Origin of the sequence: Planococcus sp. FY231025, from assembly GCF_052078085.1 — a bacterium.
Lineage (GTDB): Bacteria > Bacillota > Bacilli > Bacillales_A > Planococcaceae > Planococcus.
Window position 1 is genome coordinate 345,304 of the sequence record NZ_JBQJJG010000007.1, and the last position, 26,629, is coordinate 371,932.

Genomic DNA, 26,629 nt, shown 5'->3' on the forward strand with positions numbered 1-26,629 from the left:
TTTATTTTCAACCAAAATGGGCATTATAATCCGCTTCGGACGATGAGGCGTCACCGGTCAAACCAACCGCTTGGAAACGGCAGACCTGGCAGCATGAATGCCGCTCGAGGCTGCACCGATCGTACCGCCGCCCGGGAAGATATGGTCGCCGCAGACATAGAGCCCGGAAATGCCGGAGCGGTGCGAAATGGAATTGAACAGCGCCGAATCCAAAGTTTGAGGGAAACCGCCGACATAACCGTTCGGCCGGCCAGTGAACCGCTCCCATGCTTTTGGCGCCCCTTTCTCCAAATGGACGATTGCATCACGGAAACCCGGTACCTGTTGTTCGATTGCATCGAGCATGCGGGCACTTAAAGCGCGCCTGGCCGCTTTGTATTTTTCGGCAGTGTCCCAGTGATGGGCTTTGGAATGGGTTGAGACCGTTATCGTCTGAAAGCCGGCAGGCGCCCGCAGCAAGTCGCCGGGACGCGAAGCGGACATGAAAAAGTGGGCGCCTTCTGCCATGCCGCTTCCCGTCGAGATTTGCCGGAAAGGCGGCAGCGGAGCGGATAATTTGCTGGAATCGACAGCGATATACAAGGTCAAGGTCGTCCAAGTTTCGGTCGAAGCTCCCTGTAGAAGCGGTTTTTTCAATTGGCTGGCAAGATCCTTCGACAGCATGCCTGGCAGCAGGTGTATCGGTGCGTTGAAAATCACCGCATCGGCTTCGTAGCTATTGCCACGGTGGTCGATCGCGATCCACGATCCTTCACTGCGCGCCAGCTTGACAACTGTCCGGCGTTTTTTCAGCACGCCGCCATTTTCTTTCAGGCTTTCGCCCATTATTTCGGCAAAGCGGTACAAGCCGCCGGGCACGTAATAGGCGCCTTCGTGGTAAATATCGAGCGCCACTGCAGCCAATAGGTAGGAAACCTCTTCGCTGCCGGTCTGCATGCTGTCGATCAATAACCCGTCCAGCATATGCCGGAACGCCGTGAGCCCGCCGAGTCCGTGCCGGTCCAGGCAATTGCCGAGCGTCTTGTTAAACTGCGGCAAAAGCCTGGCATGGACCGGCCGGATGGCGGCAGCCAAAGCAGCCCATTCTTTCGCTGTAGCCGGCGGCAGGGCAGGCAGTGGCCCCATCAATGTCCGGACCGTTGATGCGGTGCTGTAGATTTCCCGGTAAAAGGACCGGATGTTCGTTTCCGCTTCAGGGAAGTGGCGGACGATGTTATCGACGTGTTGCTCCCGGTCTCTTAGAAAAACAAACGAGTGGTCCGGGTGGATCATTTCCATAACGGTATCCAGCGGTTCGAGCGGCAGCGGCTTATCAAGGAAGCGGAAGACACGTTCATGGATGCCTCCTTTTTCAAGCCCCATGCCGAGCGTTGCGCCGGCAGGGAAAAGGAATTTATGCCGCTTGAATTTTCCGGCGCATCCGCCGAGTTCCGAAGATGCTTCGAGGAGCGTAACGTGCTCGCCGCTTTTTGCGAGCAGAGCCGCTGCTGTCAATCCGCCGATGCCCGCTCCAATCACTAAAATATTTTTTGGCATGGCCATCCCTCCTCAAATCTTGTTTTGCCGGTTAAAAAAATTGAAGGCCCTCTTCAGTGCAAAGAGACGGTTCTTAAGAAACAGTGAGATTCCAGATTATCCAAGAGGGAGCAGCCATCTCTAATATATTTAATAAAGTACCACAATTCCTGATAACGAGAAATTCCAGGCCCGGAAAAGATGCAGAAAATTAGCGATTGCTTTACTTTTCTTGAGGTGGCAATATGAATGAAAGGGTTTTCAATAAACGATTTGAAGGAGAGGGAACATGAAAAAACACCAAGACATACATATGCCTTTTTTATTGGCAATCATCCCTTTGTTAGTGATGATTGCTGCTATGGCAGTCACTATCATCAAATTTGAAGGCAGCCCTCATGTCCCGCTTCTGATTGGGACGGCAGTTGCTGCGTTCATCGGTTCCCGCCTCGGGTACCGATGGGAAGATATCGAAGAAGGCGCCTATAAAGGAATCCGCCTGGCGCTTCCTGCCATTCTGATCATCCTCCTTGTCGGCATGATTATCGGCTCATGGCTCGGCGGCGGAATTGTCGCTACAATGATTTTCTACGGCCTGAAACTGATCACGCCGTCGCTGTTCCTCTTAACGATCTGCATTATCTGTGCGATTGTGACTTTGGCGATCGGCAGTTCCTGGTCGACAATGGGGACAATCGGAGTAGCAGGCATGGGCATCGGGATCAGCATGGGCATTCCGGCCGCGATGGTTGCCGGCGCTGTCATCTCCGGTTCTTATTTCGGAGATAAGATGTCTCCGCTGTCGGATACAACCAACCTGGCTGCAGGCATCACCGGCACCGATCTGTTCGAACATATCAAGCACATGGTTTATACTACGATTCCCGGACTTGCCATCGCTTTGGTCGCTTACTTTTTCCTTGGCCGCCAATTCGGCAGCGCTTCCGTGGATACCGGAGAGATCAATGCCATTTTGAATACGCTTGAAAGCAATTTTGTCATCTCGCCTTGGCTTTTGCTGGTGCCGCTTGCGGTCATCGTCATGGTCGCTAAGAAAGTGCCGGCGATGCCGGCTTTGGCCATCGGCGTGTTTCTCGGCTGGGTCTGCCACGTCCTGATCCAAGGCGGCAATATCGGGGACGCTGTCAATACATTGCACGACGGCTATGCCATTACGACCGGCAATGCGATGGTGGACGATTTGTTCAACCGCGGCGGTATTTCGTCGATGATGTTTACCGTTTCCTTGACGATCGTCGCCATGGTCTTCGGCGGCATCATGGAACAAGTGGGCATGCTGCAGGCCATCGTCAACCAAATCCTGAAAGTGGCGCGTTCTGCCGGCAGCCTGATTGCCGCGACCGTCGCTTCTGCATTTTTCACCAACGCAACAGCTTCGGAACAATATATCTCCATCCTGCTTCCGGGCCGGATGTATGCAAAAGCCTATCGCGACAAAAAGCTGCATTCGAAAAACCTTTCGCGCGCCTTGGAAGACGGCGGCACGATCACATCGCCGCTTGTTCCATGGAACACGTGCGGAGTCTTCATCCTGGCGACGCTTGCAGTGCACCCGTTCGCATACGCGCCTTACGCCATCCTGAATTACACCGTGCCGCTCATTTCGATTGCAATGGCCTTCATGGGCATCAAGATTGAATATATGAGCGACCAGGAAATTGCAGAACTGGAACGGAAAGAAGCGAAGCAAGAGCGGGAAGATGCAGCGGCGGCTTCCGGAGAAACAGTCACTTCATAATGAAAGCTGAAACAGTCCTTAGGGGCTGTTTTTTTTATTTCTGGAAAAGATAGTTTTGACGTCAAATGATTACTCAATTACACTAAAAAATATTTTATACGAAAATTCAGAATATAATGCTTGCATAATCTTTATAGATGTATTATAAATAAGTTGTACAATAGTTATACAAAATAAAGCACAAGAAAAGGAGAGGAAAAAATGAAGAAGATTTTCGCTTTGCTTTCACTCGCTTTGCTGCTTGCCATGACATTTGGTGCCGGGGTTTTAGCAGACTCCCACACAGCAAAGGTCCGGGTCGTCCATGCTTCACCTGATGCACCAGCGGTAGATGTATACGTCAATGGGGAACTAACTTTGGAAAATGTCCCGTTCAAAGCAGACTCTGGTTATCTGGAAGTGCCGGCTGGCACACACGATGTTGAAGTGTTCGCTACCGGAACTGAATATGCGGAAGGCACTGGGGTCCTGCGCGCAGACTTGGCCGTTGAAGCAGGCAAAGCTTATACAGTTGCAGCTGCCAATACAGTAGACGCTTTGGAATTTGTTGTCGCTGAGGATTCCATGGAAGTGGCTGAAGGCAAAGCCAAGATCCGCGTCGGCCATTTGTCTCCAGATGCACCGGCAGTTGATGTCGGATTGATCGGCGGGGATGCAGTCTTCAGCGGAGCGGAATTCCCGGGCATCACCGATTATGTAGAATTGGATGCAGGCACCTATGATCTGGAAATCCGCTTGCCGGACGGAACGCAAGTATTGCCGTTAGAAGGAACTGAATTGGCGGCAGGCACGGTTTATAGTGTATTCGCAGTCAATACTGCAGATGCGCTTGAAGTGCTGGCGCTAGTCGACTATGAAGCAGCAGCTTCACCGGACGGCATGCCGACAACCGGCCTTGGAACACCAGAAAGCTCACAAACTCCATGGATTTTGATCGCTGGAACAGTTATGCTCTTTGCAGCAGGCGGTCTAGTATGGAGAAGAAGATTTCAAAACTAAGTTTTTAGCCATCGGGCTGCTGGTTTTACTTGCAGGATGCCAGGAAGTGGAGGATGAGGTGAGCGTCCGCAGCGAAAGCGTCGGCTTTGCCGCTGAAAGGCATGAACCTGAAACCGTGGAACCTGAAACTGCGGAACCTGCAACAGTAGAACCTGTTGGCGTAGAAGCAGTAAAAATAACGAAAAATCCGATCAATTCATTGAAGAGGCAAGGCATCGAACCGGTGCTGATAGAAATACCGGCAATCGGCGTCAAAGCGGACATCCAGTCCCTTGGCGTTACCGAAAGCGGGGAAATGGCCGTACCGGACAATGAAGCGGATGTCAGCTGGTTCTCGCCGGGGTATGAACCAGGCGAGAACGGCCGTGCGGTCATCGCAGGTCATGTAGATGGAGTCGATGGGCCGGCAGTTTTCTGGGATCTCGTCAAGCTGGAAAGCGGCGATGAGATCCGGGTGAAAGGCGAAGGGAAGGAACTGGTGTACCGGGTGCATACAATGGAATCCGTCCCGCTGGAAATGGCGGACATTCCTGGCATTTTCGGCTATGCTTCCTCCCCTGAACTTGTTTTGATCACTTGCTCCGGCACCTACGATTTTTCCAGGGGGACCCGGGAAGAGCGGCTTGTCGTATATGCAAGTCTTGTAGAATAGCAGATTTTAGGCGGTATGCCGCTCCTTTTACAGGGCCGGCATACCGCCTTTTTCTGGCTGGTGAAAGAACGTTTAGATTATGCCGAAAAGGAAATAAAAGAACTATAGGTTCGATTGGCAACTCCTTTTTTAAGCTATGTACAGAAGCGTTTTTCTATATACTGATAAATAAAGGGCAGCTGAGAAGGGGGCAGGGCAATGAACGTCCGGATAGAATGGGTATACAAAACCCCGAAAGGGACTGAGGCGATTTTCCAATCGGAAGAAATGCCGGCAGCCAAAGCGGTGCTGCTCGCAGAAGATCTGGAGCGGACGGGCCGGACGAAAAAACTGGTATTCGTCGACCGGTTCGACAGTACATGGACCGTCAAGGAAATGAAAGGCTACCTTAAAGGACTCGAAACGGAGCCGCACAACATCACTGTCTATTTCGACGGCGGGTTCAGCCCGGCGACCAGCACCTCCGGCCTTGGCTGTGTCATCTATTATGAACAGAGCGGCAAGTCCTATCGGCTGCGGCGCAATGCCCCGTCTGCAGAATTAAAGTCCAATAATGAAGCGGAATACGCAGCTCTTTACTTAAGCCTGCAAGAGTTGGAACTTCTCGGCGTCCATCATTTGCCGATCCAGTTCATCGGGGATTCCAAAGTTGTCATCAACCAGATGGGCGGCGATTGGCCTGCCATGGAAGCGGATTTGGCCAGGTGGGCTGACCGCATCGACCAAAAGCTCGAGAGGCTAGGCATCCAGCCGGAATACGAGCTGGTGCCGCGGCGGGAAAATGCTGAAGCGGACCAGTTGGCTACGCAGGCACTCAATGGCATCGATATTGCGGGAGTCATCGAAATGACCGCAAAACCATGACCTCAATCAAAATAAAAGCAGGGAAGGCTCTATGCCTTTCCTGCTTTTTTCGTCACTTTTTCCATTTTTCGCCGTCATAATCAAATTCGTGGTAGGTTTGCGGATAACCCATCGAGACCCATTCAGAACGGTAGGCAGAGTCGAGCTCCGTCAGTCCGATTTCGGCGTGGTCCACAGCTGCATTCGGGCTTTCACGGACATCGGCCGTTTTGCTGTTGTGGAGGTCATGGTCCGGATAAACCCAGTATTTCTTCCCTTTTTTCCTGAACATTCTAGCAACAACAAACGCGCAGGCGCCTGCAGCACATGCATACAAAAGATCTTGCTTTGTTCTTTTGTCCACTGCTATCCCTCCATTTTCAAATGCTGATTTGTATCTAGTATCTATATTGGATTCCCTGTTTGGCAGAATATTAATCATTTTGCCAGCAATGCCGAAAAGAAGCCGAACTGCCTTTCCGGGGCGAAAGGGCGGTTCGGCTTCTCATAGCAATGACTATTTTTTCTTGGCAAGCGCTAAAGCGGTGTCCGCTTTTTTCAAATCATGCTCAACTTGCTCTTCAATGTCATATGCATGGTACATTTCATTTTTGATCATATATTGTGCGATTTTGTCATGTGTATCGATGGCGATATCCAGTTCGCGGCGCAGAACTTTCTTGACGGAAGGGGTGGCTGTCTCAGTGATCGCGACAGCAAGGTTCCGGACTGCGGCTTTGGCTGTCACCAGAAAATCCGTGGCAATCGCCAAGTCATCCAGCATAGAGCCCGGAAGCGCTAAATTATCCTTATGGATAGCTTCATTGTTCATTTTTGAAGTTTCTTTATTTGTAGCCATATAATCCATCCTCCCTTAATTATTGTTTGTTGGAGTCCGCTAGAATTTTGCGCAGGTCCTTAATCGCTTTTGTGGATAATTCGATGTCTTCATCCAGGATTTCCTTCAACTTCGGATCTTCCACCAAGCCGCTGAATACTTTGCTTTTCGCGATACAGGCAGTTTTGAATGTCAAAATTTCATGGACTTCAAGCTTTTCGTGCAGAGCAAGTTCTTTTGCCATTGATATCCCTCCAAAAAAGTTAATTTGAAACATTAATAACGGTTTACCCGGGAATTCTTTTTTTAATCTTTTTTTTGTCAAACTTTTGGAAGTTCATTGACGAGTGAAATGAACGAACGCGATACATAAGGGACGTAGCGGTTTTTGGCCAGGATGATGCCCAGCCGCCAAGGGAATGTGCGGGTAAGCGAGATGGTTTTGAAAGGGCCGCCTTTCATCCGGTCGCAAATCAGCGACGGCATTAAAGTGACGCCCAGGTTCTTTTCCACCATGCCGACGATAAAGTCCCACTGAGAGCTTTCGTACGCAATTTTCGGCGTGAACCCTTCACTAAGGCAGAACTGGATTGTCCGGCTGTTTAGGGTGAATTCTTTGCTCAGCAGCAAAAAAGGATCGTCTTTGAAATCGATGAGGTCCACTGTGTCCAGATGGGCAAGGGGATGTGACTGGTGAACCAGAAGCTTGATATCCTGCTCGACAAACGGGACGACATCGAACTTCTCTTCGTCCACCGGCAGCATGACAAAGCCGAGGTCGACTGCGCCTTCGAGCACTTTCTGCTCGACTTTCTTCGCACCGTATTCATCAATCATGATGGTGACATCGGGATAGGACCGCTGGAATTCAGCGATGATGGTCGGAAAGAACAGTGTACTGATGACAGGAGGGAGGCCGACTTTGATTTTCCCTTTTTTCAAGTGCATCACATCATAAAGCGATTCCGATAAATCATCCAGGCTGTTAACGATTTTTTGGGCTTGGGCAAGCACCACTTCGCCGGCGTCGGTCAAAACGATCTGCCGGGCGGAACGGTCAAAAAGCGTAACGTCGAGTTCATCTTCCAGGTTTTTCACCATCTTGCTGAGTGTCGGCTGGGTGACATGCAGCGCCTGTGAAGCCTTGGTGAAGCTCTGGTGCTTCGCCACTTCTATGAAATAATTCAATTGCCGGATATCCATGATTGGCCTCTTTTCTATAACTTAAAGTTATGCGAAGTATACTTTTTATTCATTTTACCTATTAAAAAAGGAAAGGTACACTATAAAAAGCCGAGCGGGTCTAAATATTTTGACAAATTTATGAATTTTTTTATATCGGACTCGTAAGCGCTTACAAGAAAGCCGGTTTCTGGATAGATGCAAAAGGGGCATGATTCGGACGGCAGCGTGTAAAACAATTTAAAGGGGGAAATAACATGTTTAGTATGATCGGTTTAATCGGCGGTTTGGCGCTGCTCATCTACTTGACGATGAGAGGGACGAACTTGCTGATTGCAGGTCCGTTGAGTGCGCTAGTGGTAGCGCTGTTCAGCAGCCTGCCATTGTTTCCGCAGATGGTTGCGGAAGGGGAAGTAAACTTTTTAGGGAATTACATGACCGGGTTTTCCGGGTTCATCACAGCCTGGTTCCCGATGTTCCTGCTTGGAGCAATCTTTGGTAAATTGATGGAAGACAGCGGAGCAGCAGACAGTGTTTCCCGCTGGCTCGTTGGAAAATTCGGCATCAAGCGGGCGGTGCTTGCAGTCGTTATCGCCTGTGCGGTGTTGACCTATGGCGGCGTAAGTTTATTCGTCGTAGCCTTCTCGGTTTATCCGATGGCACTCAGCTTGTTCAAACAGGCGGATCTTCCGCGCCGCTTTATTCCAGCGGCATTAGCGCTCGGTTCAGTTACATTTACGATGACTTCAGCCGGTTCACCGGAAATCCAAAACTGGATTCCAATCGAGTATTTGAACACCAGCCCTTACGCTGGATGGGAAGTCAGTATTATCGTCGGCGTCTTCATGGCGGTATTCGGCTATTGGTGGCTGAAGCGCATGATCAGCAAGGCAGTAAAAAAAGGCGAACATTTCGAGTCGCGCAAAACAGACCCGGTGGTGGAAGAGCGCGCATTGCCAAACCCAATCATGGGGTTGATTCCTTTATTGGTTGTGCTTGTTGTTTCATTCATCTTCCATGATTCTTTGAAAACATCGGCGTTGGTCATCGCATTGCTTGGCGGCTTTCTTACAACGTACATTTTAAACAGATCCCATTTCCAAAACATGGGGAAAGCATTGACGGATGGTACGATTGGCGCGTTGATCGCTATCGGCAATACAGCGGCTGTTGTCGGATTCGGCGGGGTGGCGAAAGCCGTGCCGGCCTTCCAAACAGCTGTTGATGCCATGACGAGTATTCCAGGCAGCCCGTTGATCGGCGGTGCAATCGCAGTAAGCGTCATCGCCGGAATCACCGGTTCGGCATCCGGCGGACAAGTTATCGCTTTGCCTTTGTTGGCCCCACATTACATTGACTTGGGCGTCAACACCGAAGCGCTTCACCGGACAGTCGCAATTTCTTCCGGAGCACTGGATTCCTTGCCGCATAACGGATACGTGGTAACGACCATCCAGGGAATCTGCGGTGAAACACATAAAGCTGCTTATGGAGCAATGGGAGCTGTAACGGTTATCGTTCCGCTGCTAGGCCTGGCGATTGCGATCGTCTTGTTTTCACTAGGATTAGGCATCTAAAAATTAGTGGAGGGAATTCGCATGGTTGAAAATAAAGTAGTATTCATTACTGGCGCCGCGAGCGGCATCGGTTATGAAATCAGTGCCGACTTCGCAAAAGAAGGGGCTAAAATTGTTTTAACGGATATCAATGAAGAAGCGGTTGTGGACGCTGCCCAATCCTTAAAGGACCAGGGATTTGAAGCAATTGGCCTTAAGGTTGATGTGACGAATGAAGCGGAGTTGGAAGCGGCGATCCATAAAGCGGTAGAAACGTTCGGCTCGCTTGATGTCCTGATCAACAACGCAGGTATGCAATTTGTTTCTCCAATTGAAGAGTTTCCGACCGAAAAATTCGAACTGCTTGTAAAAATCATGTTGGTTGCGCCTTTTGTGGCGACGAAACATGCGTTTCCGATCATGAAGAAACAAGGCAAAGGCCGTATCATCAACATGGCTTCCATCAATGGCCTCGTCGGTTTCGCCGGCAAAGCGGCGTATAACAGCGCAAAGCATGGCGTCATCGGGTTGACGAAAGTCTCTGCGCTGGAAGGGGCAGAGCATGGCATCACAGTCAATGCAATGTGCCCGGGCTATGTCGATACACCGCTTGTGCGAAATCAGATGAGCGATTTGGCGAAAACGCGCAATGTCTCTTTGGACAAAGTGCTTGAAGAAGTCATCTATCCTTTGGTGCCGCAAAAGCGCCTGCTGTCTGTACAGGAAATTTCAGATTACACAATGTTCCTAGCAAGCGACAAAGCGTCAGGCGTCACCGGCCAGGCAGTCGTCCTGGACGGCGGCTATACGGCCCAATAATGAAACCAGGAAAAAACGCTCTTCGAATCGCATACCCGCTCAGATTTGAATTGTAAAAACCGAATTGACCTCCTAAATAGACTATCTTTTAAAATCTATTTAGTCAGTCCTTTAAAAAGCCAAATAACACCTAAATTCGACAGGTTTTTGAACCTCCGGACTTAGGTGTTTTTTTATCGAAATCTAAACGGACATTTGGATTCCTGCCCTATACATCAGTGTGTCAATCATCTTGTGGAGGGCATCCGTAATAGGGGAATGCAGAAAAGCATGTTCATATACAAAAAAGCCTTCTGTGTGTTTTGTATTGTTCCGTACAAAAGTTTGAATTTTCACCTAACGGGTAACTGGGTGTATGGAGACTTTTTAAACTAGGAGGAATTAAGATGGAAAAAAATAATCGTGATGATTCTATCCGAAAAGATCGACAAGATACTCAGCAATTCCAGGCGGCAGATTCAGGTACAGCCAAGGATGTTGGAAAAGAACAACAACGGGAAGGCGTACTTCAAGAAAGAGGCACTTCAGACACAAACACCAATAGTTCGAATGAGCCCTACCTTGCAGATGGCGACACCACAATCAGAAAAAAGGACCCAGCTCATTCAGCAGACTGGCGGGAATCGGAAGAACCAAATCCGAGCAGAGAAACCAGCGGTTGGCAAAAAAGCAATGATTTTGACGACACCATCCGGGAACCAGAAGGAACCTTTACAACGGGGGAACGCGGAAACGTAATAAACAGCGCAACCTGGGATCCAGGGACTGACACAAGTGAAGAAAATGTGGAGCACGTCGATGTGAATGATTACGACCAAAACGCTTCCCCTTTAAACAAAACGAAGAACCAACCGAACAAACTTAATGAAGACCGCATTCAAAGGGAGAAGTAAATATGAGAAGGCACCTGATGGAGGAAGCCAACCCATTGATGTGCCGATATAGCGAGAAGAGCTGAAAGGATGAACCAACCTTTCGGCTTTTTTTATAGGCAAAAACCAATAATAAAAGCAGCCCCCATATCAGTCCAAAGGTTCTAACTGGGGGGCTGTTTGGAGTTCGAATGACGGTTTTGCGATTCAAAACTGAACAGCTTGATCGTGCAGAGCGTTTTTTCATCCCGTCAATCAAGAAAATTATCGGCGATGCCAAGGAATAGCCTGTCCTGTTCGACGTTCGGTGCGTGGCCGGAGCGCTTGAATTCCATATACGTCGCATCCGGAATGTGGAGAGCGGTCTCTCTGCCCTTGTCGGGAGGATTCAAGCCGTCGTGCTTGCCGCTGATTACCAACGTCTCCGCGCGGATATTTCCGAGCTTGCTGCGGAAATCGAAATCCTTCAATGCGGCGGAAGCGGCCGCCTGTTCGCGGCCTGTAAGCCCGTCGCTCTGTTCGGCCGTTTTCCGCAGCCACTCGTCGACTTTCTCCTGGTTGTGGAACATGAATTCGGATGACTTATTCAGCTTTCCGGCAAGTGTCATTCCGCGGAACGCCTCCTCATGGCGTTCAAAGAGCTCCGCCATCGACGATTGTTCCCCGTTTGGCTTGGTAGCGACGAGGACGAGTTTTTTCACCTGGTCCGGAAGCGCGATTGCTACGCCTTGTGCAATATAGCTGCCCATTGATACGCCTAGTACATAGAGCGTTTCAAGTTTCAAATGGTTGATTAGGGCAACTGCATCTTCGACATGGTCGTCCAGGGTATATGTCTCCGGTTTATCGGACCGTCCGTGGCCTCGGGAATCCAGCGCAAGGACGCGGTATTTCTTTTTGAAAAAATCCATTTCGCGGTAGAACATGGCATGGTTGCTTGTCAGCCCGTGCAGGAGCAGTAACGGCGTTCCTTCTCCGACATCTTCATAGAACAAGGTGACATCTCGAGATTTAAAATGAGGCATTGAGGTTCTTCCTTTCAGCTTTCAAGATTCTATAAAATGTATACCCTCATTCCGCAGTGCTTAATAAAAAGCTATGCATGCAGGAATAAAAATAAATTTTCAGAAATCAACCGCTTTCTATTAGACATCGGCTCCGATAACGTGTTTTATTTAAAGAGAACGTCATTGCAAAGGGGCTATGTACATGAAAACAACTGAAACGGCATTTCCGATTGAAGCGGTCCGGGAGCAATTCCCCGCCTTGAGGCGGACATATCACGGCAAGAACGTTGCCTATTTTGATGGTCCAGGCGGCTCGCAAGTCGTCAAATCCGCCATCCAGGCGATTGCAGGCTATATGGAAAGAGGCGGCGCGAACCTGCATGGGTCGTTCCCGTCGAGCTGGGAAACGGAAGAGATCATCGCGGATGCGAAGGGGGCGGTCGCCGACTTCCTCAATGTCGGAGTGAACGAAGTGGCGTTTGGTGCGAACATGACCACGCTGACGATTGCCATCGCCAATGCGCTCGGCAAACAGTTCGAGGAAGGCGACGAGATCGTGGTGACCGAGATGGACCACCGGGCAAACGTGGATCCGTGGCTTCTCATGGCGAAAGACCGGGGCTTGAACGTCCGGTGGATCAAGGTCGATACCAATTCGTTGGTTCTTGACCTAAGCGATCTCCATGAAGTCATCAACGAAAATACCAAGCTTGTCGCTGTCGGCTTGGCTTCGAACGCAGTCGGCACGATTGTCGACATCGAACCGATCGTCAAACGCGCCAAGGAAGTGGGAGCGATTTTTGCAGCGGATGCCGTCCATGCAGCGCCGCATGTTCCGCTTGACCGCGAAAAGCAGGACATCGATATCCTGCTTTGTTCAGCCTATAAATTCTTTGGCCCACATATCGGGATTGCAGCAATTCGCGAAAATATTTTCAAAGGTCTTGAGCCGTACAAATTGGTACCGGCGCCAAGCTATTATCCGGACAAACTGGAGACCGGCACACAAAACCATGAAGGCATTGCCGGCATCAAACCCGCCATCGAATTTTTTGCCTCGTTCGGCGAAGGCAAAACGAGAAGGGAGCGCATTCTGTCGGGGCTTGAGGCGATCGAAGCTTATGAAAACCGGCTCGCGAAGCGCCTTCGCGACGGATTGCGCGCACTTGACGGAGTGACGTTGTTCGAAGCCGGGACCGACGTACCGAAAACACCGACCATTGCATTCCAGCTCGAAGGGCAGGACCCTGCAGAAGTATGCAAAATCATGGCAGAACAGCACAGCATATTTATCGCAGCCGGGCATTTTTATGCTTCCACATTGGCAGACCGGCTCGATATCAATAAAACCGGCGGCTGGATCCGGGCCGGATTGGCGCCGTATAACACTGAAGAAGAAGTCGACCGGCTCATCGCGGCGGTTGCAGCGCTATAATTTGCAAAGCAAAAGGGAAGAGGGCAAAACTGCGGCTGCAGTTTTGCCCTCTTGTTTTAGTCTGTTGAGGCAGATACGAGTTTCGCCTGGACAATATATCGGTCTGCGGCATATCCGATGTAATCGAACGGATAGCAGGTCGTCAGGGTTAGCGTAGACTCGTCTTTCTCGACGATGACCGACCGGTCGTCTTCATGGGTGATCCAGGCATCTGTAATTTCGTAGACATAGACCCCGCTGTCGTATTCAATCATCAGCACATCGCTTTCTTCAAGCTCTCCCAGCCCGGTAAAAACGGTATCGCGATGGCCGCTCAGCACCGTGTGACCATTGCCGCCTGGGACCGTCGTCAAGGGGCTGATGAACATCCCTACGCCCTGCTTCAATGTCTCATCATCTGCACCCCAAAACACCGAATACTTCTGTTCCAGCTTCGGGATGATCAACGAAGCAGTTTCTTCGCCAAGTGCATGCCGGACCGAAGTGGTGAGGACCGGTTGGAGCGGCTTGTCAGAAGGGGCGGCTGAAGTAGCCGTATGTGCCGCAAAAGCCTTTTCTTCAATTTCTTTCTGTTCGGCTGCCGTCAGGTTTTCAGCGGAGCTTCTTGCATCATGCCATCCCAAAAAACCATAAACGGCAGCCGCAAGGCCGGCAACAAGCAGGAACAGCCCGATCCAGCGCCTCATAAAAATCACCTCAAGAGTCGAAGGCAGGCATGCCGGCCTTCGGATTCGCTTTTACGCTTCTTGCCGCTTCCGGCGGAATAATAGGAGCGAGCCGGCTGCTGCAGCTCCGGCGCCGATCAGGATGATCAACGGGTTGCTTGAAGCGGTTGCCGGCAATTTTTCACCTTCAGCAGTTTCTTCTCCAGGTGTTGTGCCGCCATTCGCATCACCGGTTTGTGCCGCTACAAACGCATCATATTCGCTTTTGGATACTTCACACGCCAAGCCGTCGCCGTCTCCATCCAAGCGGTGGGGATCATTTATGGCGCTATAGCCGTTTGAATACCAAAATTGCATCATTTCCTCGCGGGACGAAAAATCCGCACAATCTTTATCGGTTGTTTCGGCATATGCGCCCGAAGCCCCTGTAAACATCATCAAAAACATCGAACCGGCCAATACAGTTTTTCTCATTGGGATCCCCTTTGGTTGAAAGTATTTTATAAAACCATTTACAGTATACCCAAAATTTTGAAAATAGCATATCATTTTTTGACCGTCTGAAAAGAGCGGCCGAACCTTTGGGCGGAGGGGGTTCCATAAGGGGGAAATCATCCCTTTGCCCATGGCATAAGACACCTCAAGAAGCCGGTTGCAGCAATTTATATAAAATAAAAAGAAAAGGAACTGTCTAAAAAGCTCAAAACGAAAAGGCCGTAGGAGAAAAAGCAATGCTCTTCTCCTCTGGCCTTTCCTTATTCTATAACGGCTGATGAAAATGGAGGCGGCGAGCAAGTTGGACGAAGGCACTTCGGCCAACTTGTTTGCGACGAAGCAGCAAAGCGATGCAACGCCCTTTCATGTCTCGAAGCTAGCGAAGCGATGCAGAGACAGAAGCATCGGTTTTTCCAGCGGGACAGCGAAGTGCCGAAATCCACTCGGAAGCGAGTCAATACTTGACCGAAGCTTGCGAGGGCAAGTATTTGCGACGAGCTTGCGCAGGAGCACAAGTTCTTTGTTAGTTCGGCGCAAGCCCGCGGAAAGCGTCCGCCGAAATGGACAGCAGCCTTTTTTAGACAGCCTATTTCTTAGTGATCCGTTGCCGATCAAGCAGACACCAGCTTGGCTTGGACGACATAACGGTCCGGTGCATATCCGATATAATCAAACGGGTAACAGGTGGTGAGTGTCAGAACGGATTCATCTTTCTCAACAATAACGGTGCGGTCATCTCCATGGGTAATCCACGTTTTGATAATCTCGTATACAAAAACTTTGCCGTCATATTCAATCATTAGCTGGTCTTTTTTTGCCAGCTCGCCAAGGCCCGTAAAGACGGTATCCCGATGGCCGCTCAGCACTGTGTGCCCATTTCCGCCAGGGACTGTGGTAAGATCGCTGACGAACATCCCTACACCCTGGTCCAGCGTCGCATCATCCGCTCCCCAATACACCGAAAACTTTTGCTCGAGTTTGGGGATAATCAAAGATGCGGTTTTTTCACCCGGTTTATGGCTGACAGAAGTAGTGGTGACAGGTTCGGCCGTTTGCCCGGAATCGGGAGGCGCGGCTGGAGCTTTCTCCCGTTTGATATAAGTCATTTCTTGCAGCTCTGCCACTTCTTTCATTTCACCTGCCGTCAAAACTTTCGCAGAGCTTTTGGCACTGTACCAGCCGGAAAAACTGGAAAGTCCGACGATTAAACCTGCAATGAGTAAAAACAAGCCTGTCCAGCGCTTCATCTGACATCACCTCATGACAAAAAGGCAGGGGAACCTGCCTAAGAATAGAATGTTAAGCTTCTTGTTTATTGCGACGGAATAGCAGTAGGGAACCGGCAGCAGCTGCTCCAGCGCCAAGCAGCATCATCAATGGATTGTCAGAGGCGGTATCCGGCATTTCTTCGCCTTCAACTGTTTCTTCCGCTGCTTCATCTCCGTTATCAGAAGAACCGGCTTCTTTGGATGCGACAAAACTATCGTATTCACTTTGAGTCACTTCACATGCCAGGCCATCATTGTCACGGTCCAAGTCATGGGGGTCATTGTCTGCGTTATAGCCGTTAGAGTACCAAAATTCCATCACTTCCTGGTGGCTGGAAAAATCATCACAATTTCTGTCGTTTACCTCAGCATATGCACCGGAAGTACCCATGAACATCAACAAAAACATTGAACTGCCTAAGACGGTTTTTCTCATTTTGATCTCCTTTCAAATACAATTTTTTGTAAAAACATTTATAATATACCCAAATTTATGAAATTAAACCTATTATTTATTAATTATTTTGAATATTTTCAGACGACATCAAGGTCCTCCTTCAAAATCAGCTTTTTGTCCTTTCGCCCACTTGATGGTACAATACGGGGACAAGCTATTTCCGAAATGGAATGGAGCAGCACATTTTCCGGAAAGGGAAATGATCAAAGGAGATTGAAATTTTTGAGTCAACAATACAGCACTGAACTTCCGTCGAACTACGACGAATTGAAACGAGCAGCCAACCGTACAGCCAACTGGAAAGAACGCCTTGCGGCAGTAGAGGAATTGGGCAACTACAAACACCAGAAGACCATTGATGTCCTGCTTCACCGCATGAACAACGACCCGGTCTATCAGGTGCAGGAAGCCGCTTTTGAAAAATTGCAGAGCCTCGGAGAAGAAGTCGAATTGCCGAAACGCAAAAAATTCGATTTGATCAAAGACACTTCAAAAGTGTTGGTCCGCTTGAAAAAGAGCTTGCCGAAAGACCATACGTACGAAGATTTCAAAGTGAAATTGCAAAAAACGCGCGTTGACATCTACGATACGTACAAAGGCGATAAAGGCGATGACTTTGACCAATGGCTTGAAGATCAGTGGAAATCCATCCAGAGAAGATAACGCCAAAACACCGCTGCAGCTTAGGCTGCAGCGGTGTTTTTTTGTTCTCAGGACTAATCTGCCAAATAAATCTCGCCTTGTCCCATCGTCACCGAGGTGCCGCCGATTTTCACGAGCGAGAACCGGTTGCCGGATTTCCTGATGGTGACGTCAATATAGCTGGGGCGCTTGATTTCAAAGCCTTGTTCGTTGCGGATATTGTAGGTCCCGTCAGCTGTTTTGGGGATGACCCCGTGCTCAACCAGATATGCGCCAAGCGGCCCGCTTGCTGCACCGGTTGCCGGGTCTTCGGCAATGCCCATGGCAGGGGCGAACATGCGGCTGTGGACGGTCGAACGCTTTTCTTCTGTTTCAGTAGTGAATGCGAAAATATGCTGTGTATCCGGATCCCGGCTAAAATGCCGTTCCCAGATGTCTGTGCGGAATTGGATATTGCGGATGGCATTCAAGGAACGGACAGGGATGAATAAAAAGGGGAGGCCTGATGAAACCGTCTGGAACGGGTAGCGGACGTCGAGGTCTTTCGGCGTCAGCGAAAGCAAGTCAGCGACTAGGCCGGTCTTCTGATAGCTGGCTCTGAATTCCGGAAAAGGTTGCGTCATTTCCACTTTCACGATCTGCCCGCCATATTTATGGACGGTCACCGGAATATCGCCGAACTGTTCTTCCAAAATCCACTCATTCGGCCCTTCTGAAGTCTGTATCATTCCCTGTTCGGCTAAACTGAACGCTGCCCCGATGGTCGGGTGTCCGGCAAGCGGCAATTCCACTTTCGGCGTAAAGATGCGCAAGCATTTATGGTTCTTCGAATTTTCCGGTGGACAGACAAAGACGGTTTCCGACAAATTCAATTCCCGCGCGATTTGCTGCATCGTGGTGGAAGAAAGTTTCTCCTCACCGTGAAAGACCGCCAATTGGTTGCCGCCGAACGGCTTCTCTGTAAACACATCAATTAGTGAATAACGTAATGTTTTCATGACTACCCTCCATTCTTTTGATCAATTGAGTCCTTCATTCCATTCTGCGAGTACCGCTCCGATTTTCCGGCCATGGACCACGAGATCGGCATAGGAATCGAAGTCGGTCGCTTCTTCGTTGATGATTACCAAACGTGCACCATGTTCCTTGGCAATAAGCGGGAATTGATTGGCAGGCGAGACACTGAGCGAAGAGCCGAGAACGATGAACAAGTCGGACCGGCTGGCTTCTTCGTATGCCATGGCGAATGGTTCTTCCGGCAGCATTTCGCCGAACAGCACGACAGCAGGGCGGAGCAGGCCGCCGCAAGCAGGGCAGCGGTAATTTTTTTCTTTGTAGAAGCTGCTGCTGTAGGAGGCGCCGCAAGACTGGCAAAAAACCTTGCGGAGCGATCCATGGAGTTCAGTGACTGCACGGCTTCCGGCCAGCTGATGGAAGCCGTCGACGTTTTGGGTAATGATTGACCGGACCAGGCCGCCGGATTCCCAGTCTGCCAAAATTCGGTGCCCCTCGTGCGGGGAAAAGGCGTCAGCTTTTGTGATGCGCTCCCGGTAAAACGCAGTGAACGCTTCAGCATTTGAATTCATCGCTTGCACGCTCGCCACTTTGCTTGGATCCCTTTTCCCCCACAAACCCTGGTTTGCTGAGCGGAAATCCGGCAGCCCGCTTTCTGTCGACATGCCGGCGCCTGTAAATATAACGGCATGCTGTGCGCCTTTGAGCCAATCGCTTACCATAGAATCCCTCCTTGCTTGAACGCTCTTTACTAAAGTATATATAATATCCGATCCGAATGGTTAATTTAATGGAAAATTCCATCAATATAGAAAAGACATAATTCATTTTCAGGAAATCAGCATAAAATTGGAGCCGAAACCTTCTTTCGGACAAGTGTTCTTTATGATAAAAATTGCAAGATTTTGATGTATTTCTTTCGAAAAAAGTCTTTTTAAAGGACATAAAAGTGTTTTAGGTACAAAGTCGTGAATATTTAAGTCTCCTTAGCGTTTATTAACTTAAAAGGGCCGTTATTTTCCCAATTACGCATATGAGACTTCTCTGTTAACGTTAGTTGTGAGGCCGGGTTTTCCGAAGCGGGGAGCCTGAAAGCGGACGCCGGGACGCCGGGGTGCTTTATCTGCCAAACACTTTTAATGGAAAAGGGGATTGAACGATGAAAAGATCGGCGAAATTTGTAACATCAGTCATGCTTACGGCAACATTGCTCGTACCGGCAATGGGTGTCAGCGCAAATGGGGACTCCTCAGCACAAAACAGCAATGAGAAATTCCGTGTATTGGTCGATTCGGCGAACCAGAAGGAACTGAAGAATGCCAAAGATCGTTACGGCGTCCATTGGGACTTTGAAGGTGAAGGCTTCACGACCGATATGAACGCAAACCAATTCGAAGCGCTTCAAAAAAATAAAAACTTGACGGTTGAAAAAGTTCCTGAGTATTCAATTGACTCTACTTCTTCGAAACCGGAAGCAGCATATGCCGCAATGGCAGCCTCACAGTCAACGCCATGGGGCATCAAAGCCATCTATAACGATAGCGCATTGACAAGAACATCAGGCGGAGCAGGCGTCAACATCGCTGTACTTGATACAGGCGTCAATAAAACCCACGCGGATCTAGTAAACAATGTTGAACAATGTAAAGATTTCACTGTCGGAACGAGCATCGTGAACGGTTCATGTGTTGACCGCCAAGGACACGGGACACACGTTGCAGGAACTGCACTTGCTGACGGCGGTTCAGGTTCAGGCGTTTACGGTGTAGCTCCGGCTGCAGACTTATGGGCATACAAAGTATTGGGCGATGACGGTTCAGGTTATTCGGATGACATCGCAAACGCTATTCGCCACGTAGCCGATCAGGCAACTGCGCTGAACACGAAAGTGGTCATCAATATGTCACTCGGTTCTTCTTCTGAAAGCAGCTTGATCACGAATGCTGTCAACTATGCTTACAGCAAAGGCGTTTTGATCATCGCAGCAGCCGGTAACTCAGGCCCGTACCAAGGATCGATCGGCTACCCTGGCGCATTGCAGAATGCAGTAGCGGTTGCAGCACTTGAAAACGTCATCCAAAACGGCACGTACCGTGTTGCAGATTTCTCTTCACGCGGTTATAGCTATACAGATGGCGACTACTACATCAACAAAGGCGATGTAGAAGTATCGGCACCTGGCGCGGCAATCTACTCGACTTGGTACACTGGCGGCTATTCGACTATCAGCGGAACGTCAATGGCTTCACCGCACATTGCCGGACTTGCGGCAAAAGTATGGGCAGCAAACCCGACGGTCAGCCACACGACCATCCGCAATGATTTGCAGAACCGTGCATACAACTACGACATCCTTTCAGGATCGGGCGCTGGATACGGCGACGATTATGCTTCAGGATTTGGATTTGCCCGCTTGCGTTAAGCAGCGGCAAAAAACAATCCCGGCCATACGCCGGGATTGTTTTTTTATGGTAAAATTTAATTATTCAGACATAAAGGGTGAGCTCATGAACATCGGTTCTGTCATCAAATATTACCGCACCAAAAACAACATGACGCAATTGCAACTAGCCGACGGAATTTGTTCGATTTCTCATTTGAGCAAGATCGAATCCAATACATATACGCCGCACGAGTCGACCATTGAAGCGCTGCTTGCCAAGATGGGCGTCCATTGGTCGAAAGAGATCGACAAACATAACCGGCTGCAACGCCAGTTGAGCGATTTTATCGATTGCCTGCTGCATTATGACTTGGAGAATACACGGAGGCTGTTCAAGCAGCTGGAACAAGAGAACGATTACCTCCAGTCCACAGACTTGGTCAACCAGTTTGAACTGTATAAATTCCGCTTTTATGTCCTCGAAGCGAACCAGATCCAGGCAGAAGCGCAGAAAAAACTGCTCGAACGCCTGCAAGGCTCTTTCACCGCGCCCGAAAAATGGCTGTATCAGTTCTTCCAGGCGATCTATTACAGCATGCTCAATAAAAACGACAAAGCGCTCGGTTACTTGGATTTGCTCGACCAAGGCATCCAGAGCATTCCCCAGAAATTCGAAGGGGAGTACTATTACCAGAAAGCCCGGTTATTGATTCTTCTTGACCGCTTCGAAGTATCCGCCTATTACGCGGAGCTGGCCGTCCAGTTCTATCAGCTCCATTACAATTACATCCGCCTCCTGCATGCGCAATTACTGCTGGCCATGAATTACACGAGGCGGAACCTGCTTGTCCAGGCCAGCGGCATCTATACCGTGCTTACTCGCAATGCCCAGCTGACCGGGCAGACGGAACTGTACCATCAGACGGTCTATAATTACGTCGAACTGCTTATGGAAAAAGGGGAAGCCCTCCAGGCGTATGAAATGCTTCAGGAAATCCGGCAAAGCATCCCGAAAGATACGGATTTCTATAAAGCGGTGCTGCTCAGCAAAATCGAGGCGGCTATCGAAGCGGGAATCGATCCCACACATTTGATAGAAGAAGTGCGGACGCTGATCCGAAGACCGGAAGATGAACATTTTGAAATATACGTAAACTACTTCGAGAAGCGAAATTTTTCCCAACCAGACCTTATGACCTATTCTGAAGAGAAAATGTTTCCATTTTTCAGAAAAAATGGTTATATAAAAGAAAGCAAAAAAATCGCTGCAGATTTGGTGGAATATTACCAGCAGCAAAAAGAGTGGGAAAAAGCGAATTTCTACCGCTCTTATCATAATCGTAATGGAGGGGAATTATTATGACATTCAGCAAAAAGATGGTGATCACTGCAGCCTTGGCTGTAGCGATCACAGGAGCAATGCAGCTTCAGGCAGAAACGGAAGTGCAAGCGGCTGCTGTTCAGCAAGAAGAAGCAAAACCATTGTCATCAGTGCCGGTCATCGTGCCGCCGCTGTGACCATAATCCACAAATCGATCCCCCAGCTGTTTCGGCTGGGGGATTTTCGTTTCGTTTATATTAATATAGAAGAAAATGATGTCAGGAAAGGCGGGAAAGGGATGTATCGTAAAGAACAATTCGTATTCAAAGGCGGCAAACCTGTATTGGCAACGGTTCGCAATTATACAGCAGAGGATTTCGCCGCATTAATCGACGTGCAGCGGGAAAGTTTTCCGCCGCCGTTTCCGGAAGATCTTTGGTGGAGTGAAGACCAGCTGGAAAGCCATCTCACGACTTACCCGGAAGGGGCGCTTTGCGTTGAAATTGGAGGGGAGATTGCGGGCTCGCTTACCAGCCTCCTCGTCGATTTTGATCCGCATCACCCCCAGCATGCCTGGAGCGAGATTACTGGGGACGGCTACCTTACCAATCACCGAGATGAGGCAAAAACGCTGTATATCGCGGATATTTGCATCAAGCCTTCTTTCCGCAAACTCGACCTTGGGAAATTGCTGATGGAGGCGGTCTATGAGCGCGTGGTGCATGACCGGCTGGAACGGGTGCTTGGCGGTGCCCGAATGCCTGGATATGGGGCACTTGCAGCTGAAATGAGCCCGGAGGAATACGTGGAGCGCGTAATGGCCGGCGAACTGAAAGACCCGGTCATCTCATTTCTGCTCCGTTGCGGCAGGACGCCGGTCGGTCTTGCCGTGAATTACCTCGAAGACGAGGATTCCCGGAACTTCGCGCTTTTGATGGAATGGCAAAATCCGTTTCAAAATGATCGAAAATAACCATGATAAAAATGGCAATACAGGCCGGTGAAGAAAAGTGCATTTTCTTTGCCGGTCTATTTTTTTTTGACTTTTTACCTACCCGTTGCATCATGCATTTGGAAAAGTTTTATTGGAATAAGAAATAAAGGAAGGAAAATTCCAATGTCAAAAAAGACACACCAAAAACTCCCCTTAAACCATTTAATGGCATGAAAAGGCTTACAAGTGTACGATTTTCGAAGTATTTGAATATAATTTTAAATAAAACTCGAAATTCATTGAATTGCGTAAATATTTCTCTATAATAATAAAAAAGAAAGGAAAGATGCCAAATGAAAAAAGACTTGCGAATCAATAGTAAAGTGTTCGACGGATCGATGAAAGCGCCGAACCGGGCGATGCTGCGAGCAGTAGGATTCGATGACCAGGATTTCACCAAACCACAGATTGGGATAGCAAGTACTTGGAGCGAAGTCACTCCTTGCAATATACATATCCATGATTTGGCAGTGAGTGCGAAAAAAGGCGCGGCTGAGGCAGGCGGTAAGCCTATGATTTTTAACACCATCACCGTTTCGGACGGTATCTCAATGGGGACGGAAGGGATGAAATATTCGCTTTCAAGCCGTGATGTGATTGCCGATTCGATTGAAACTGTAGTAGGTGCTGAAAGTCTGGATGGCCTGGTCGCCATCGGGGGCTGCGACAAAAACATCCCGGGCTGTTTGATTGCCATCGCCAATTCCGAAGTTCCGGCTGTTTTCGTTTACGGGGGCACTATCGCGCCGGGCAGAAACAATGGACAAGATATTGACATCGTATCGGTATTCGAAGGAGTCGGGCAGCACAATGCCGGCGCAATCGACGACGGAGCGCTCCGCAAAATTGAGTGTGCGGCTTGTCCGGGCGCAGGGTCTTGCGGCGGCATGTATACGGCGAACACCATGGCATCCGCTGCAGAAGCGATGGGCATGAGTTTGCCGGGCAGCTCATCCAATCCGGCAGAAACGGACGGCAAACTGGCGGATTGCGAAGCTGCCGGTGCTGCAGTGTACAATTTGCTGGAACAAGGCATTTATCCGAAAGACATCATGACAAAAGAAGCGTTTGAAAATGCCATAACGGTGGTGATGGCGCTTGGCGGATCGACCAATGCCATCCTGCACCTACTGGCAATCGCCCATGCCGCAGAAGTCGATTTGACGATCGATGATTTTGACCGCATCCAAAAAACAGTGCCGCACATTGCCGATCTGAAACCGAGCGGCAAATACGTCATGCAGGACCTGCACCGTGTAGGCGGCGTCCAAGCCGTGATGAAAATGCTGCTTGAGGCAGGTTATCTGCACGGCGACTGCATGACCGTCACCGGCAAAACCTTGGCGGAGAACTTGAAAGAGGCGCCGGATCTTTTGGATGGCCAGCAAGTCATCATGCCGTTTGATAATCCGAAGCGGAAAGACGGTCCGCTGATCGTCTTGAAAGGGAATCTGTCGCCGCGCGGCGCTGTAGCGAAAATGTCCGGCGTCAAAGTGAAACGCCATTCTGGGCCGGCACGCGTTTTCGACAACGAACCGGAAGCGACAGCGGCTGTAATGGCAGACCAGATCAACGACGGCGACGTATTGGTCATTCGCTACGTGGGACCGAAAGGCGGGCCGGGAATGCCGGAAATGCTGTCGATTTCAGGAATCCTCGTCGGAAAAGGAATGGATGAAAAAGTGGCGTTGTTGACCGACGGCCGTTTCTCCGGAGGCACGCACGGATTGGTAGTCGGGCATATTGCGCCGGAAGCGCAAGTCGGCGGACCGATCGCTCTTCTGAAAGAAGGCGATATCGTTACGATCGATTCGGATACGCAGGAAATCACGATGGATGTGCCAGAAGAAGAGCTCGAAGCGCGCCGCAGAGCATGGGTGGCACCGCCGCTGCATAAGAAAGGCGTTCTCGGGAAGTATGCGCATAACGTCACTTGCTCTTCAAAAGGGGCGGTAACCGATTATTTGAACAGAGAACAAACGGAAGCAACGGTTACTGTGAAAAATTAATAAAAGAATTGGAAAAGGGCAGCCCTCGATGTGAGGGCTGCCCTTTGTTTTTTCAGGTAACATCTATAAAGTTTTGACTCAATTTTTCAACCCGTTTTATCGGGGAATCATTTCCATTGAAAGGATTAACTTTCTGTGCCGCGGTCATAGTTCCACTGAGGCTTTCTAACTTAAGCAACGTAAACCCTACCTTCTTTTACGTCCTTGCGATCCTCTAATCGCGCCAGTGTGAATAAGTATATTCAAAAACATTCTTGTAGAATGCCAGATTATCAAAATTTACCAGTTACCTTTTTGTTAACTAAATTAGTATCGCACATTCACACCGGAATGTCAACCCTTATTTCTTCGCGGACATTTCGTTTTTGAAATATCGCACTTAGGGTATAATTAAGTTTATCAATAATAGCGGAAGAAGGAGATAGGAATGGTGAAGACTTACTTAGACGACAGTTTGGCATTACATACCGATCTATACCAGATCAATATGTCCGAAGCTTATTGGGCAGACGGCATGCACGAGCGCAAAGCGGTGTTTGAGCTGTTTTTCAGGAAATTGCCGTTTGGCAATGGATACGCAGTTTTTGCAGGGTTGGAACGTGTGCTTGATTACCTCAAGAACTTCCGGTTCAGCGACAGCGATCTTGCCTATTTGAAAGAAGAGGTCGGCTATAGAGATGATTTCCTCGATTATTTGAAAGGCGTCCGGTTCACAGGAGATGTCTATTCAGTCGTTGAAGGGGAGCTGGTCTTCCAAAACGAGCCCCTGATCCGCATCGAAGCGCCGCTGGTGGAAGCGCAGCTGGTCGAGACGGCGCTCTTGAACATCGTCAATTACCAGACCTTGATAGCGACAAAAGCGAGCCGCATCAAGCAGATCGTCAAAGACGAGCGCGTGATGGAATTCGGCACAAGGCGTGCCCAGGAAATGGATGCGGCGGTGTGGGGAACGCGCGCAGCCTATATCGGCGGCTTGGAGGCGACAAGCAATGTGCGTGCCGGAAAGAAATTCGGCATTCCCGTAGCCGGCACTCATGCGCATTCCATGGTCCAGGCGTATAAGGATGAATATGAAGCTTTCCATGCGTATGCGAGACGCCATAAAAACTGTGTATTCCTCGTTGACACTTACGATACACTGAAATCCGGGGTTCCGACAGCGATCCGTGTGGCCAAAGAACTGGGCGACAGCATCCATTTCCAGGGCATCCGGCTGGATAGCGGCGATATCGCGTTTTTATCAAAAGAAGCGCGTAAAATGCTGGACGAAGCAGGGTACCCGGATACGGAAATCGTCGTATCGAATGACCTCGACGAGTACACCATCCTGAACCTGAAAGCCCAGGGGGCCCGCGTCGATTCGTGGGGGATCGGCACCAAGCTGATCACTGCCTATGACCAGCCGGCGCTTGGCGCAGTCTACAAAATAGTGGCGATCGAAAACGATGAAGGTGAAATGGAAGACACCATCAAAATCTCCGGCAATACCGAAAAAGTCACTACACCGGGACGGAAAAAAGTTTATCGGATAATAGATAGGGAAAATGGAAAATCAGAAGGCGATTATATCACTATGTACGACGAGGATCCGGCACAGGAAGATCATTTGAAGATGTTCCACCCGGTCCATACGTACGTCTCGAAGTTCGTTTCGAATTTCGATGCGGTGAATATCCACCAGCAGGTCATCCGGAGCGGGGAAGTGGTTTATGAAATGCCGCCGCTCGCTGACATCCAGGCGTATTCCAAAGGGACGCTCGACCTGTTGTGGGACGAATACAAACGGTCGCTGAATCCGGAAGAATATCCGGTGGACCTCAGCCAGAAGTGCTGGGACAATAAAATGCGGAATATCCAGGAAGTGAAAGATGCCATCCAGCAGATGGCTGGAAAGAAATAAGGGG

The 26,629-nt window shown here is 49.5% G+C and carries 27 protein-coding genes; 15 read left to right on the forward strand and 12 right to left on the reverse strand.

Features of this window, described 5'->3' with window-relative positions:
- Positions 1-57: 57 nt before the first annotated feature.
- Positions 58-1,536: a phytoene desaturase family protein gene (locus ACTL32_RS11540; RefSeq protein ID WP_441341626.1), complete on the reverse strand. Its 1,479-nt coding sequence runs from the start codon at positions 1,534-1,536 to the stop codon at positions 58-60.
- A gap of 268 nt (positions 1,537-1,804) precedes the next feature.
- On the opposite strand from ACTL32_RS11540, the gene nhaC reads away from it, so the two are divergent.
- The 4 genes from nhaC (at position 1,805) to ACTL32_RS11560 (ending at position 5,789) form a co-directional block, all read left to right on the forward strand.
- The gene (gene nhaC, locus ACTL32_RS11545) at positions 1,805-3,274 is read left to right on the forward strand and encodes a Na+/H+ antiporter NhaC (protein ID WP_441341627.1); all 1,470 of its coding nucleotides are present in this window, start codon (positions 1,805-1,807) and stop codon (positions 3,272-3,274) included.
- A 201-nt stretch (positions 3,275-3,475) separates the two neighbouring features.
- Positions 3,476-4,273 carry a DUF4397 domain-containing protein gene (locus tag ACTL32_RS11550; protein WP_204891735.1) on the forward strand — a complete coding sequence of 266 codons (798 nt, stop codon included), beginning with the start codon at positions 3,476-3,478 and terminating at the stop codon, positions 4,271-4,273.
- 46 nt (positions 4,274-4,319) lie between these two features.
- Positions 4,320-4,925 (forward strand): class F sortase, encoded by a 606-nt coding sequence (locus ACTL32_RS11555; RefSeq protein WP_441341628.1) that lies wholly within the window; start codon positions 4,320-4,322, stop codon positions 4,923-4,925.
- 198 nt (positions 4,926-5,123) lie between these two features.
- Positions 5,124-5,789, forward strand: coding sequence for a ribonuclease H family protein (locus ACTL32_RS11560; protein ID WP_441341629.1), 666 nt, complete (start codon positions 5,124-5,126; stop codon positions 5,787-5,789).
- Positions 5,790-5,841: 52 nt separating this feature from the next.
- Here ACTL32_RS11560 and ACTL32_RS11565 read toward each other — a convergent pair whose 3' ends face one another.
- From ACTL32_RS11565 to ACTL32_RS11580, 4 genes are all read right to left on the reverse strand, one after another.
- Positions 5,842-6,132: a hypothetical protein gene (locus ACTL32_RS11565; protein WP_441341630.1), complete on the reverse strand. Its 291-nt coding sequence runs from the start codon at positions 6,130-6,132 to the stop codon at positions 5,842-5,844.
- A 153-nt stretch (positions 6,133-6,285) separates the two neighbouring features.
- Positions 6,286-6,552, reverse strand: coding sequence for a spore coat protein (locus ACTL32_RS11570; RefSeq protein ID WP_441341670.1), 267 nt, complete (start codon positions 6,550-6,552; stop codon positions 6,286-6,288).
- 94 nt (positions 6,553-6,646) lie between these two features.
- Positions 6,647-6,850 (reverse strand): spore coat protein, encoded by a 204-nt coding sequence (locus ACTL32_RS11575; protein WP_441341631.1) that lies wholly within the window; start codon positions 6,848-6,850, stop codon positions 6,647-6,649.
- Between the two features lie 77 nt (positions 6,851-6,927).
- Complete coding sequence (locus tag ACTL32_RS11580; RefSeq protein ID WP_441341632.1) at positions 6,928-7,809, reverse strand: LysR family transcriptional regulator; 882 nt, start codon at positions 7,807-7,809, stop codon at positions 6,928-6,930.
- Positions 7,810-8,045: 236 nt separating this feature from the next.
- Here ACTL32_RS11580 and ACTL32_RS11585 point away from each other — a divergent pair, with 236 nt between their 5' ends.
- The 3 genes from ACTL32_RS11585 (at position 8,046) to ACTL32_RS11595 (ending at position 11,056) form a co-directional block, all read left to right on the forward strand.
- Positions 8,046-9,365, forward strand: a complete 1,320-nt coding sequence (locus tag ACTL32_RS11585; protein WP_441341633.1) for a GntP family permease — start codon at positions 8,046-8,048, stop codon at positions 9,363-9,365.
- Positions 9,366-9,386: 21 nt separating this feature from the next.
- A complete protein-coding gene (locus ACTL32_RS11590) occupies positions 9,387-10,163 on the forward strand; it encodes a 3-hydroxybutyrate dehydrogenase (protein ID WP_441341634.1) in 777 nt (258 codons plus the stop codon).
- A 386-nt stretch (positions 10,164-10,549) separates the two neighbouring features.
- Positions 10,550-11,056 (forward strand): hypothetical protein, encoded by a 507-nt coding sequence (locus ACTL32_RS11595; RefSeq protein ID WP_441341635.1) that lies wholly within the window; start codon positions 10,550-10,552, stop codon positions 11,054-11,056.
- Positions 11,057-11,286: 230 nt separating this feature from the next.
- On the opposite strand, the gene ACTL32_RS11600 is transcribed toward ACTL32_RS11595, so the two are convergent.
- Positions 11,287-12,060, reverse strand: coding sequence for an alpha/beta fold hydrolase (locus ACTL32_RS11600; protein ID WP_441341636.1), 774 nt, complete (start codon positions 12,058-12,060; stop codon positions 11,287-11,289).
- A 184-nt stretch (positions 12,061-12,244) separates the two neighbouring features.
- Between ACTL32_RS11600 and ACTL32_RS11605 the strand changes: the two genes are divergently transcribed.
- Positions 12,245-13,477 (forward strand): cysteine desulfurase-like protein, encoded by a 1,233-nt coding sequence (locus tag ACTL32_RS11605; RefSeq protein WP_441341637.1) that lies wholly within the window; start codon positions 12,245-12,247, stop codon positions 13,475-13,477.
- A 56-nt stretch (positions 13,478-13,533) separates the two neighbouring features.
- Here the strand turns inward: ACTL32_RS11605 and ACTL32_RS11610 are convergent, their stop codons facing one another.
- From ACTL32_RS11610 to ACTL32_RS11625, 4 genes are all read right to left on the reverse strand, one after another.
- Positions 13,534-14,163: a class D sortase gene (locus tag ACTL32_RS11610; RefSeq protein WP_441341638.1), complete on the reverse strand. Its 630-nt coding sequence runs from the start codon at positions 14,161-14,163 to the stop codon at positions 13,534-13,536.
- A gap of 51 nt (positions 14,164-14,214) precedes the next feature.
- On the reverse strand, positions 14,215-14,616 hold the full coding sequence (locus ACTL32_RS11615; RefSeq protein ID WP_441341639.1) for an excalibur calcium-binding domain-containing protein: 402 nt from the start codon (positions 14,614-14,616) through the stop codon (positions 14,215-14,217).
- A gap of 632 nt (positions 14,617-15,248) precedes the next feature.
- Positions 15,249-15,884: a class D sortase gene (locus tag ACTL32_RS11620; RefSeq protein ID WP_441341640.1), complete on the reverse strand. Its 636-nt coding sequence runs from the start codon at positions 15,882-15,884 to the stop codon at positions 15,249-15,251.
- Between the two features lie 52 nt (positions 15,885-15,936).
- A complete protein-coding gene (locus tag ACTL32_RS11625) occupies positions 15,937-16,341 on the reverse strand; it encodes an excalibur calcium-binding domain-containing protein (RefSeq protein ID WP_441341641.1) in 405 nt (134 codons plus the stop codon).
- Between the two features lie 243 nt (positions 16,342-16,584).
- Between ACTL32_RS11625 and ACTL32_RS11630 the strand changes: the two genes are divergently transcribed.
- Positions 16,585-17,025, forward strand: a complete 441-nt coding sequence (locus ACTL32_RS11630) for a HEAT repeat domain-containing protein (protein WP_441341642.1) — start codon at positions 16,585-16,587, stop codon at positions 17,023-17,025.
- A gap of 53 nt (positions 17,026-17,078) precedes the next feature.
- Here ACTL32_RS11630 and ACTL32_RS11635 read toward each other — a convergent pair whose 3' ends face one another.
- Together ACTL32_RS11635 and ACTL32_RS11640 are read right to left on the reverse strand one after the other, a co-directional pair.
- The gene (locus ACTL32_RS11635) at positions 17,079-18,002 is read right to left on the reverse strand and encodes a PhzF family phenazine biosynthesis protein (protein ID WP_441341643.1); all 924 of its coding nucleotides are present in this window, start codon (positions 18,000-18,002) and stop codon (positions 17,079-17,081) included.
- Positions 18,003-18,023: 21 nt separating this feature from the next.
- Positions 18,024-18,740 carry an NAD-dependent deacylase gene (locus ACTL32_RS11640; protein ID WP_441341644.1) on the reverse strand — a complete coding sequence of 239 codons (717 nt, stop codon included), beginning with the start codon at positions 18,738-18,740 and terminating at the stop codon, positions 18,024-18,026.
- A 437-nt stretch (positions 18,741-19,177) separates the two neighbouring features.
- Here ACTL32_RS11640 and ACTL32_RS11645 point away from each other — a divergent pair, with 437 nt between their 5' ends.
- The 6 genes from ACTL32_RS11645 (at position 19,178) to ACTL32_RS11670 (ending at position 26,625) form a co-directional block, all read left to right on the forward strand.
- Positions 19,178-20,440, forward strand: coding sequence for a S8 family peptidase (locus ACTL32_RS11645; protein WP_441341645.1), 1,263 nt, complete (start codon positions 19,178-19,180; stop codon positions 20,438-20,440).
- A gap of 85 nt (positions 20,441-20,525) precedes the next feature.
- A complete protein-coding gene (locus tag ACTL32_RS11650) occupies positions 20,526-21,764 on the forward strand; it encodes a helix-turn-helix domain-containing protein (RefSeq protein WP_441341646.1) in 1,239 nt (412 codons plus the stop codon).
- Positions 21,761-21,919 (forward strand): hypothetical protein, encoded by a 159-nt coding sequence (locus tag ACTL32_RS11655; protein WP_441341647.1) that lies wholly within the window; start codon positions 21,761-21,763, stop codon positions 21,917-21,919. Before ACTL32_RS11650 ends, ACTL32_RS11655 begins: the two co-directional genes overlap by 4 nt.
- A gap of 101 nt (positions 21,920-22,020) precedes the next feature.
- Entirely contained in the window at positions 22,021-22,695 is a 675-nt protein-coding gene (locus ACTL32_RS11660) for a GNAT family N-acetyltransferase (RefSeq protein ID WP_441341648.1), read from the forward strand.
- Positions 22,696-23,009: 314 nt separating this feature from the next.
- On the forward strand, positions 23,010-24,725 hold the full coding sequence (ilvD, locus tag ACTL32_RS11665) for a dihydroxy-acid dehydratase (RefSeq protein WP_441341649.1): 1,716 nt from the start codon (positions 23,010-23,012) through the stop codon (positions 24,723-24,725).
- A gap of 427 nt (positions 24,726-25,152) precedes the next feature.
- Complete coding sequence (locus tag ACTL32_RS11670; RefSeq protein ID WP_441341650.1) at positions 25,153-26,625, forward strand: nicotinate phosphoribosyltransferase; 1,473 nt, start codon at positions 25,153-25,155, stop codon at positions 26,623-26,625.
- Positions 26,626-26,629 lie beyond the last annotated feature (4 nt).